Source organism: Pseudomonas sp. PLMAX (assembly GCF_046042685.1).
Lineage (GTDB): Bacteria > Pseudomonadota > Gammaproteobacteria > Pseudomonadales > Pseudomonadaceae > Aquipseudomonas > Aquipseudomonas putida_AE.
Genome location: NZ_CP064949.1, coordinates 872,693 through 882,500, shown reverse-complemented (window position 1 = coordinate 882,500; position 9,808 = coordinate 872,693). Strand labels below are relative to the sequence as shown.

Genomic DNA, 9,808 nt, shown 5'->3' with positions numbered 1-9,808 from the left:
TTTACCCTTCTACTTACAAACTAGGGAAAGCGAACTGCGAAGCTTCATGGCTCGCACGCTGCGGCCAGCGCTGGGTGATGGCTTTGCGGCGGGTGTAGAAACGCACACCATCCGGGCCGTAGGCATGCAGGTCGCCGAACAGCGAACGTTTCCAGCCACCAAAGCTGTGGTAGGCCACTGGCACCGGCAACGGTACGTTAACGCCGACCATGCCGACTTCGATCTCGTCGCAGAACAGGCGCGCCGCTTCCCCGTCACGGGTGAAGATGCAGGTGCCGTTGCCGTACTCGTGATCGTTGATCAGTTGCATCGCCTCTTCCAGGCTGTTGACCCGGACGACGCACAACACAGGCCCGAAGATCTCTTCTTTATAGATGCGCATTTCTGGCGTGACGTTGTCGAACAGGCAGCCACCCAGGAAGAAGCCTTCCTCATGACCGGCCACGGTCAGACCACGTCCGTCCACGACCAGCGTCGCACCGGCTGCTACGCCGTCTTCCACGTAACCGCTGACCTTGTCCCGCGCTTGACCCGTGACCAGAGGCCCCATGTCCAGACCGCAGGAAGTGCCAGCACCGATTTTCAGCGCCTGGATTTGTGGAACCAGTTTGGCCACGAGAGCATCTGCAACCTGGTCGCCGACACACACGGCTACCGAGATTGCCATGCAGCGCTCGCCGCAGGAACCGTAAGCCGCGCCCATCAGTGCGCTGACCGCGTTGTCCAGATCGGCATCCGGCATCAGCACCGCGTGGTTCTTCGCACCACCCAGGGCCTGGACGCGCTTGCCGCGCTTGGTGCCTTCGCTATAGATGTACTCGGCAATCGGGGTCGAACCGACGAAGCTCAGTGCCTTGACTTCCGGCGCTTCGATCAGCGCGTCCACCGCAGTCTTGTCGCCGTGCACCACGCTCAAAACGCCTTTCGGCAAACCGGCTTCCAGCAGCAACTGGGCAATCAGCAGCGTCGAACTCGGATCACGCTCGGATGGCTTGAGGATGAAGCAGTTGCCGCAGACGATGGCCAGCGGGTACATCCACAGCGGCACCATGGCCGGGAAGTTGAACGGGGTGATACCGGCCACTACGCCCAGTGGCTGGAAGTCGGACCATGCATCGATGTTCGGGCCGACGTTGCGGCTGTATTCGCCCTTGAGGATTTCCGGCGCCGCGCAAGCGAACTCGACGTTCTCGATACCGCGCTTCAGTTCACCGGCGGCGTCTTCCAGGGTCTTGCCGTGTTCTTCGCTGATCAGCTGTGCGATACGCCCTTCGTTCTGCTCCAGCAGTTGCTTGAAGCGGAACATGACCTGGGCACGCTTGGCCGGTGGCGTATTGCGCCAGGCCGGGAATGCAGCCTTCGCCGCGTCGATAGCGCTCTGGATGGTTTCGCGGGTCGCCAGCGGCAACTTGTGGATAGCCTGGCCGGTGGACGGGTTGAACACATCAACCGCGCGACCGTTCTCGGTCACCAGTTCGCCATTGATCAAATGCGGAATAACGCTCATGGAAGCTCCTGAAAAGTTGTCCACAGGCGCGCCCGAATCGGTGCGCCCGTTGTTTGTAGGTATGTAAGGAGAAATCAGTCGATCTTGCCCAGCACTTCGCCGACCGCGTCGAATAGACGATCCAGGTCCTGCGGCTTGCTGTTGAACGTTGGGCCGAACTGCAGGGTGTCGCCGCCGAAGCGCACGTAGAACCCGGCTTTCCACAAGGCCATGCCCGCTTCGAACGGACGGACGATGGCGTCGCCGTCACGTGGCGCGATCTGGATCGCGCCCGCCAGGCCATAGTTACGAATGTCGATGACGTTCTTGGTGCCCTTGAGGCCATGCAGCGCGTTTTCGAAATGCGGTGCGACTTCGGCGACGCTCTGTACCAGGTTTTCCTTCTGCAGCAGATCCAGTGCTGCAAGGCCGGCGGCGCACGCCACCGGGTGTGCGGAATAGGTGTAGCCGTGGGGGAATTCCACCGCGTATTCAGGCGTCGGCTGATTCATGAACGTCTGGTAGATCTCGGAGCTGGCAATGACCGCGCCCATCGGGATCGCACCGTTGGTGACTTGCTTGGCGATGCACATCAGGTCCGGGGTCACGCCAAAGGTGTCGGCACCGAACATGTTGCCGGTACGGCCGAAACCGGTGATCACTTCGTCGAACACCAGCAGGATGTTGTGCTGATCGCAGATCTCGCGCAGACGTTTCAGGTAACCCTGCGGCGGAACCAGTACGCCAGCGGAACCGGCCAGAGGTTCAACGAATACCGCCGCGATGTTCGAAGCATCGTGCAGTTCGATCAGCTTGAGCAGTTCGTCAGCCAGGGCGATACCGCCCAGCTCCGGCATGCCACGGGAGAACGCATTGCTCGCCAGCAAGGTGTGTGGCAGGTGATCGACGTCCATCATCGCCTGGCCGAACAACTTGCGGTTGCCGTTGACGCCACCCAGGCTGGTACCGGCGATGTTCACGCCGTGGTAGCCACGGGCACGACCGATCATCTTGGTCTTGGTCGACTGGCCTTTCAGGCGCCAGTAGGCACGCACCATTTTCACGGCGGTGTCGGCGCACTCGGAACCCGAGTCGGTGAAAAACACGTGGTTCAGGTTACCCGGGGTCAGGTCGGTGATTTTTTCTGCCAGCTGGAACGACAGCGGGTGACCGTACTGGAAGCCTGGCGAGTAATCGAGGGTGCCCAGTTGCTTGGCGACCGCTTCCTGGATTTCCTTGCGAGTGTGCCCTGCGCCGCAGGTCCACAGACCCGACAGCGAGTCATAGACCTTGCGGCCCTTGTCGTCGATCAGCCAGCTACCCTCGGCACCCACGATCAGGCGCGGATCGCGCTGAAAGTTACGGTTGGCGGTGTACGGCATCCAGTGAGCATCGAGCTTGAGCTGGCTGGCCAGGGATGTCGGGGCGTTTTCAGGCAAGTTCATGGGTGAAACCTCGCAAGGCAATAAGCGCGTAAGGATTGAAACCGCTGTTGCAGCTAAATTGCCACGGGGATAAAGTCGGTGAAATGCAACTTTTCTAACCTTCAGTCAGCCCCTCACTAAACTATCGAGTAAACGCATGTCCAGCCGTCGCCCCGATCCACTGGCGCAAGTCAGCGACTTTGATATCCGCCTGCTGCGGATCTTTCGCAGCGTGGTCGAAAGTGGCGGCTTCTCTGCGGCTGAAAGCGTTCTCGGTATCGGCCGCTCGGCCATCAGCCAGCAGATGAGCGATCTGGAGCAGCGCCTGGGTTTGCGCCTGTGCCAACGTGGCCGTGCCGGGTTTTCCCTGACCGAAGAAGGTCGTGAGGTTTATCAATCGGCGTTGCAGCTGCTAAATGCCCTGGAAAGTTTCCGCACCGAGGTCAACGGCCTGCACCAGCACTTGCGCGGCGAATTGACCATCGGCCTGACCGACAACCTGGTCACCCTGCCCCACATGCGCATCACCCACGCCCTGTCGCAATTGAAGGAACGCGGCCCGGACGTGCAGATCCAGATCCGCATGATCGCGCCCAACGAAGTGGAACAAGGCGTGCTCGACGGTCGCCTGCATGTCGGCGTAGTGCCGCAGGCCAGTGCGCTATCGGGGCTGGAGTATCAGCCGCTGTATAGCGAACGCTCGCTGCTGTACTGCGCGGTTGGCCACCCACTGTTTTATGTCGATGACAAGCAACTGGACGACGGGCGTTTGAACAGCCAGGACGCCATCGCCCCGACCTTCCGTTTGCCAGCGGATATCCAGGCGCATTATCAGGCGCTCAACTGCACCGCCAGCGCGTCGGACCGCGAGGGCATGGCGTTCCTGATCCTGACCGGGCGCTACATCGGCTACCTGCCGGACCATTACGCCAGCCTTTGGGTGCAGCAAGGCCGGTTGCGCGCATTGAAATCAAAAACCCGTTTCTATGATCTCAGCCTGGCTTCGGTGACCCGCAAGGGGCGTCGTCCGCACCTGGTTCTGGAAAGTTTTCTCGAAAGCCTGGCCGCAACACGCTGAACATCCGGTTGTGGTGTATTCGGTTTTACGCTATCAACGCACTGGATGCACCCACCCCCTTGTCCGGAAGTGCCTATGACCTTTGAAGTCCCAGCCCACAGCGGCAAACCCGCCAGCCGCATTCGTCAGAAGAACGAAGAGACCATCATCAAAGCAGCCGAAGACGAGTTCGCCCGTCACGGGTTCAAGGGCACCAGCATGAACACCATCGCCCTGAATGCCGGCTTGCCGAAGGCGAACCTGCATTACTACTTCACCAACAAACTCGGTTTGTACGTGGCGGTGCTGAGCAACATCATCGAGTTGTGGGACAGCACCTTCAATACCCTGACCGCGCAAGACGACCCGGCCGAAGCCCTGACCCGCTATATCCGCGCCAAGATGGAGTTTTCCCGGCGCCAGCCGCAAGCCTCCCGAATCTTCGCCATGGAGGTCATCAGTGGCGGCGAATGCCTGACCGAATATTTCAACCAGGACTATCGCACCTGGTTCCAGGGCCGTGCCGCGGTGTTCCAGGCGTGGATCGACGCTGGCAAAATGGACCCGGTCGACCCGGTGCACCTGATTTTCCTGTTGTGGGGCAGCACCCAGCATTACGCCGACTTCGCCACGCAGATCTGCCGGGTCAGCGGGCGCAGCAAGCTGACCAAGCAAGACATGGAAGACGCCGGCAACAACCTGATCCGTATCATTCTCAAAGGCTGCGGCCTGACACCCTCTCTCTAAGACCCCTATGCCTTTTACCCTCAGCGACTTCTGCGAATACCGCGAAGAGATTCGCAAAAGCCGCTTCATCACCTTCGCCGCGCCGATCGGCAGCCCCGCCGAAGCCCAGGCTTTCATTACCCAGCACAGCGATCCGAACGCGACGCACAATTGCTGGGCGTGGAAGCTCGGCGATCAATACCGCAGCACTGACGATGGCGAACCCGGCGGCACGGCTGGGCGGCCGATCCTGGCGGCCATCGAGGCACAGGATTGTGATCAGGTCGTCGTACTGGTGATTCGCTGGTATGGCGGCATTCAACTGGGCACCGGTGGACTGGCCCGGGCTTACGGCGGCGGTGCCAATAAGTGCCTGCAAACGGCGCCGAAGATTGAGTTGATCAGTCGGGTGCCGGTGCGCTGTGCCTGTACGTTTGGTGAGTTGGCGTTGGTCAAGCTGCGGGTTGCGGAACTTGGTGGGCTGGTGGTGCACGAGGATTTCACGGCCAATGGCGTTGAACTGCAATTAGCTGTGGGTGCCGGGCAGATCGACACATTGCAATCTCTACTCGCCGACTTGAGTCGTGGACGGATTGTGTTGCAGCACTAGCAAGATCAAAAGATCGCAGCCTGCGGCAGCTCCTACAGGGGATCGCGGACATCCTGTAGGAGCTGCCGCAGGCTGCGATCTTTTGGGGCACGCGCATTTTTTGCATATTCCATAGTTGCCCACATCTGCTGTGCACCCGACTGTGGATAACCTGAGCACATAACGCTGTAACCCTTCTGTCATGCGGCTTTGCAGGCTTTGCTCATTTTTCGTCCATTTTGCCCATAAAATTGTTAAATCCAATTAAAAACAATTAGTTAGAGTGGTTTAGCACTTTTAGAAGATAGCCGCCCCACGCTTATGCCCGTCCCTTGAGCTTGCGCACAAATACTGTGGAGCAATCTGTGGATAACCCGTTCATGGCTGGCGCGGCTGCATATCCGGCATGGCTTGCCGGCGAATGCTCATTTTTTGATCAAGAGACCACGCGCAAAACCGGAGCCGGCTCAACCGCCCTGCACTTTTGTGGTGCCCGGTTTGCGGTGCGTCCCGGCCTGCCAGCGCGCAAAGTGGCCTGGCGCACGGGGCCCAGGCAAATTTCCTGACCTGATGGCCAGAAAATTGCTTTATCCACAGGCATGCACTCCATCGAACCGAGCCTGTCATGCCCATCGCCGATCCAACACCCCGCCTCCAACTGAGCAGAATCAGTAAACGCTACCCCGGCTGCCTGGCCAACGATGCCATCGACCTGACCATCGCCCCGGGTGAAATCCACGCCCTGCTCGGCGAAAACGGTGCAGGCAAAAGCACCCTGATGAAGATCATCTACGGCGTCGTGCAGGCCGACGCCGGCGAGATGTTCTGGCATGGCCAGCCCGTAGCCCTGCGCAACCCGGCCCAGGCTCGCGACCTGGGGATCGGCATGGTGTTCCAGCACTTCTCGCTGTTTGAAACCTTGAGTGTGGCGCAGAACATCGCCCTGGCCATGGGCCCGGCGGCAGGCACGCCCAGCCAGCTTGAACGCAAAATCAGCGAAGTGTCGCAACGCTACGGCATGGCGCTGGAGCCACAGCGACTTGTCCACAGCCTGTCCATCGGCGAGCGGCAACGGGTGGAAATCATTCGCTGCCTGATGCAGGACATCCGCCTGCTGATTCTCGACGAACCGACCTCGGTGTTGACCCCGCAGGAGGCCGACGATTTATTCGTGACCTTGCGCCGACTGGCTGCCGAGGGCTGCAGCATTCTGTTCATCAGCCATAAACTCGCCGAAGTGCGTGCGCTGTGCCACAGCGCCACCGTGTTGCGCGGCGGGCGAGTGGCCGGGCATTGCGTGCCGGCCGAATACTCGGATCGGCAACTGGCGCGCCTGATGGTGGGCGACGCGGCGGAGTTGATCACCGATTACCCGAAGGTGACGGGCACTGATGTGTTTTTGCACATGCAAGGCTTGTCCTGGCACAACCCGGACCCGTTCGGCTGTTCGCTCAAGGCCATCGACCTTGCGGTGCGCAGCGGCGAGATAGTCGGCATCGCCGGTGTCGCCGGCAATGGTCAGGATGAGCTGCTGGCGTTGCTCAGCGGTGAAGAGCGGCTGGGCCGCAACGACGCTGCAACCATCCGTTTCGGCGGCGAAGCGGTCGCGCATTTACGCCCCGATGCCCGCCGCCAGCGCGGACTGGCCTTCGTCCCGGCCGAACGCCTGGGGCATGGCGCCGTACCGGACCTGAGCCTGGCGGACAACGCCCTGCTCACTGCATTCCAGCACGGGCTGGTGAGCAAGGGGCTGATTCAGCGCGCCAAGGTCCTGGCACTGGCGCAAGACATCATTCGCCGCTTCGGGGTCAAGGCAGCCGGCCCCCAGGCACCGGCCCGCAGCCTGTCCGGCGGTAACCTGCAGAAATTCATCCTTGGCCGGGAAATACTTCAACAGCCGAAATTGCTGGTGGCCGCGCACCCGACCTGGGGCGTGGATGTCGGCGCGGCCGCGACCATTCACCGGGCGTTGATCGCCCTGCGCGATGCCGGCGCGGCGATCCTGGTGATTTCCGAAGACCTCGACGAATTGTTCCAGATCAGCGACCGCCTCGGTGCCTTGTGCGGCGGACAGTTATCGCCGCTCAAGGCCACCGTCGACACCCGCCTGAGCGATGTTGGTGGCTGGATGGCCGGCCAGTTCGACACCCCTCAACTACCCGCCTGCGCAATACGTTAACGGAGTTTCACATGCTGCTTTCTCTTGAACCCCGTGGCCAGCAATCGAGCCTGATGCTGTGGTGCTCGCCGTTGCTGGCGGCGGTCCTGACCCTGGGCTGTGGCTCGTTGCTGTTTATCGCTTTGGGCCACGATCCTTTGCTGACTTTGCATACACTGTTGATCGCGCCCATCAGCGACCTGTATGGCATCTCCGAATGGCTGGTCAAAGCGTTACCGATTCTGCTCTGCGCGTTGGGCCTGGCCGTTGCGTACCAGGCGCGAATCTGGAACATCGGCGCCGAAGGCCAACTGCTGCTCGGCGCCCTGGCCGGCAGTGCGTTGGCGGTGAATATCATCGAGCTGCAAAGTCGCTGGGCACTGGTCCTGACCCTGCTCACCGGGACCCTGGCCGGTGCCGCATGGGCTGGGCTGACGGCCTGGTTGCGCACGCACTTCAACGCCAATGAAATCCTCACCAGCATCATGCTCAATTACATCGCCCTGAACCTGCTGCTGTTTTGCGTGCACGGCCCGCTGAAAGATCCGCAGGGGTTCAACTTTCCGCAGTCGGCGATGTTCGGTGACGCCAGCCGCTTGCCGCTGTTGATGGAAGACGGTCGGGTTCACGCCGGCGTGTATTTCGCACTGCTCGCTTTGGTGGCGGTGTGGGTGCTGCTGCAGAAAAGTTTTCTCGGCTTCCAGATCAAGGTGCTTGGGCTGGACAAGCGCGCAGCCGGTTTTGTCGGCTTTCGCGAAAAACGCCTGGTCTGGCTGGCACTGTTGATCAGCGGCGGCCTCGCGGGCTTGGCCGGTGCCTGTGAAGTGAGCGGGCCGATCGGGCAATTGGTCCCGCAGGTTTCTCCAGGCTACGGCTATGCGGCGATCACCGTGGCGTTTCTCGGGCGCTTGAACCCCCTTGGCATTCTGTTTTCCAGCCTGTTGATGGCGCTGCTGTACATCGGTGGCGAGAACGCGCAAATGAGCTTGAACCTGCCGCAGGCGATCACCCAATTGTTCCAGGGGATGATGCTGTTTTTCCTGCTCGCCTGTGATGTGCTGATTCTCTACCGACCCCGTTTGAACCTGCACTGGGCTCGCCGTGCACCCGCCACCGCCGTACCAGCAGGAGCGCTGTGATGGATATCGATCTGCTGAGCAACATTTTCTACGCCATGGTTCGCTGCGGTACGCCGTTGCTGCTGGTGGCGCTGGGCGAACTGGTGTGCGAGAAAAGCGGCGTACTCAACCTGGGCCAGGAAGGCATGATGCTGTTTGGCGCGGTGATCGGTTTCATCATCGCGTTCAGCACCGGCAACCTCTGGCTTGGCGTCTTGCTGGCAATGCTCGCCGGGATGCTGTTGTCCTCGTTGTTTGCCCTGGTGGCGCTGGTCTTCAATGCCAACCAGGTGGCCACCGGGCTGGCCCTGACGATTTTCGGCGTAGGGCTGTCGACCTTTGTCGGCGCGGCGTGGGTGGGTAAACCGCTGGCGGGCTTCGAGCCGCTGGCGATCCCGTACTTGAGCGAGATCCCGTTGATCGGGCGGATGCTGTTCGCCCAGGACCTGCTGGTGTACCTGTCATTCGCGCTGTTTGCGCTGGTGGCCTGGGTGACGCTGAAAAGCCGCGTCGGGCTGATCATCCAGGCGGTCGGCGAAAACCCGGATGCCGCCAGTGCCATGGGCTTGCCGGTGTTGGCCGTGCGGGCATTGGCGGTGTTGTTCGGCGGCGCGATGGCCGGGTTGGCCGGCGCGTACCTGTCGCTGGCCTACACACCGATGTGGGCGGAAAACATGAGCGCCGGCCGCGGCTGGATTGCCCTGGCCCTGGTGGTGTTCGCCAGTTGGCGGGTATGGCGTTTGCTGCTCGGTGCGTACCTGTTCGGGCTCGCCAGCATCCTGCACCTGGTGGCGCAGGGGCTGGGGTTGGCGATTCCGTCGAGTTTGCTGGCGATGCTGCCGTATGTGGCGACCATCGTGGTGCTGGTGCTGCTGTCCCGGGACCGGTTGCGCACCCGTTTGTATGCGCCGGTTTCGTTGGGGCAGCCGTGGCGGGCCGGGCATTAAGCGCTGACTGTTACGGCCTCTTCGCGAGCAAGCCCGCTCCCACAATTGACCGAGTGCACACCAATCCAATGTGGGAGCGGGCTTGCTCGCGAAGGGTCCCGCACAGGCAACACCTGAGCCACGCCCCACGCCAATTCAAACACCAGGAAAAACCACCAGCATCAGGCTCGACAACAGTCCATGCACCACGGCAAAACTCCAGGGTGTGGCGAACGCTGCCATGACGACCAGGTCGTACCACGCGCTGCCGCGTACCAGCTGACGATACTGCGTTGAAGTCCACATCGACATTGCTCCATCAAT

Annotated in this window: 8 protein-coding genes and 1 pseudogene; 6 read left to right on the top strand and 3 right to left on the bottom strand. The window is 61.2% G+C overall.

What is annotated here, in order from left to right:
* Positions 1–13: 13 nt before the first annotated feature.
* Positions 14–1,507 carry a CoA-acylating methylmalonate-semialdehyde dehydrogenase gene (locus DKB71_RS03945; protein WP_408599677.1) on the bottom strand — a complete coding sequence of 498 codons (1,494 nt, stop codon included), beginning with the start codon at positions 1,505–1,507 and terminating at the stop codon, positions 14–16.
* Positions 1,508–1,581: 74 nt separating this feature from the next.
* Entirely contained in the window at positions 1,582–2,931 is a 1,350-nt protein-coding gene (locus DKB71_RS03940; RefSeq protein ID WP_408599676.1) for an aspartate aminotransferase family protein, read from the bottom strand.
* Between the two features lie 136 nt (positions 2,932–3,067).
* Between DKB71_RS03940 and DKB71_RS03935 the strand changes: the two genes are divergently transcribed.
* The 6 genes from DKB71_RS03935 to DKB71_RS03910 all read left to right on the top strand — a co-directional run bounded on the left by DKB71_RS03935 (position 3,068) and on the right by DKB71_RS03910 (position 9,505).
* Positions 3,068–3,988 carry a LysR family transcriptional regulator gene (locus DKB71_RS03935; RefSeq protein WP_274077747.1) on the top strand — a complete coding sequence of 307 codons (921 nt, stop codon included), beginning with the start codon at positions 3,068–3,070 and terminating at the stop codon, positions 3,986–3,988.
* Positions 3,989–4,063: 75 nt separating this feature from the next.
* The gene (locus DKB71_RS03930; RefSeq protein ID WP_020796325.1) at positions 4,064–4,714 is read left to right on the top strand and encodes a TetR/AcrR family transcriptional regulator; all 651 of its coding nucleotides are present in this window, start codon (positions 4,064–4,066) and stop codon (positions 4,712–4,714) included.
* Between the two features lie 7 nt (positions 4,715–4,721).
* Positions 4,722–5,303 (top strand): IMPACT family protein, encoded by a 582-nt coding sequence (locus DKB71_RS03925; protein ID WP_408599675.1) that lies wholly within the window; start codon positions 4,722–4,724, stop codon positions 5,301–5,303.
* A 604-nt stretch (positions 5,304–5,907) separates the two neighbouring features.
* Positions 5,908–7,461: an ABC transporter ATP-binding protein gene (locus DKB71_RS03920; protein WP_408599673.1), complete on the top strand. Its 1,554-nt coding sequence runs from the start codon at positions 5,908–5,910 to the stop codon at positions 7,459–7,461.
* An 11-nt stretch (positions 7,462–7,472) separates the two neighbouring features.
* On the top strand, positions 7,473–8,579 hold the full coding sequence (locus tag DKB71_RS03915; protein ID WP_408599672.1) for an ABC transporter permease: 1,107 nt from the start codon (positions 7,473–7,475) through the stop codon (positions 8,577–8,579).
* Complete coding sequence (locus tag DKB71_RS03910) at positions 8,579–9,505, top strand: ABC transporter permease (RefSeq protein WP_323607121.1); 927 nt, start codon at positions 8,579–8,581, stop codon at positions 9,503–9,505. The genes DKB71_RS03915 and DKB71_RS03910 overlap by 1 nt, the downstream gene beginning before the upstream one ends.
* On the opposite strand, the pseudogene DKB71_RS03905 reads toward DKB71_RS03910, so the two are convergent.
* Positions 9,502–9,790, bottom strand: a pseudogene (locus tag DKB71_RS03905) (hypothetical protein). The gene DKB71_RS03910 and the pseudogene DKB71_RS03905 overlap by 4 nt on opposite strands.
* Positions 9,791–9,808 lie beyond the last annotated feature (18 nt).

Bases quoted from the DNA above. Each gene is read 5' to 3' on its own strand.
- DKB71_RS03945 (WP_408599677.1), bottom strand. From the start codon at position 1,507: ATGAGCGTTATTCCGCATTTGATCAATGGCGAACTGGTGACCGAGAAC.
- DKB71_RS03940 (WP_408599676.1), bottom strand. From the start codon at position 2,931: ATGAACTTGCCTGAAAACGCCCCGACATCCCTGGCCAGCCAGCTCAAG.
- DKB71_RS03935 (WP_274077747.1), top strand. From the start codon at position 3,068: ATGTCCAGCCGTCGCCCCGATCCACTGGCGCAAGTCAGCGACTTTGAT.
- DKB71_RS03930 (WP_020796325.1), top strand. From the start codon at position 4,064: ATGACCTTTGAAGTCCCAGCCCACAGCGGCAAACCCGCCAGCCGCATT.
- DKB71_RS03925 (WP_408599675.1), top strand. From the start codon at position 4,722: ATGCCTTTTACCCTCAGCGACTTCTGCGAATACCGCGAAGAGATTCGC.
- DKB71_RS03920 (WP_408599673.1), top strand. From the start codon at position 5,908: ATGCCCATCGCCGATCCAACACCCCGCCTCCAACTGAGCAGAATCAGT.
- DKB71_RS03915 (WP_408599672.1), top strand. From the start codon at position 7,473: ATGCTGCTTTCTCTTGAACCCCGTGGCCAGCAATCGAGCCTGATGCTG.
- DKB71_RS03910 (WP_323607121.1), top strand. From the start codon at position 8,579: ATGGATATCGATCTGCTGAGCAACATTTTCTACGCCATGGTTCGCTGC.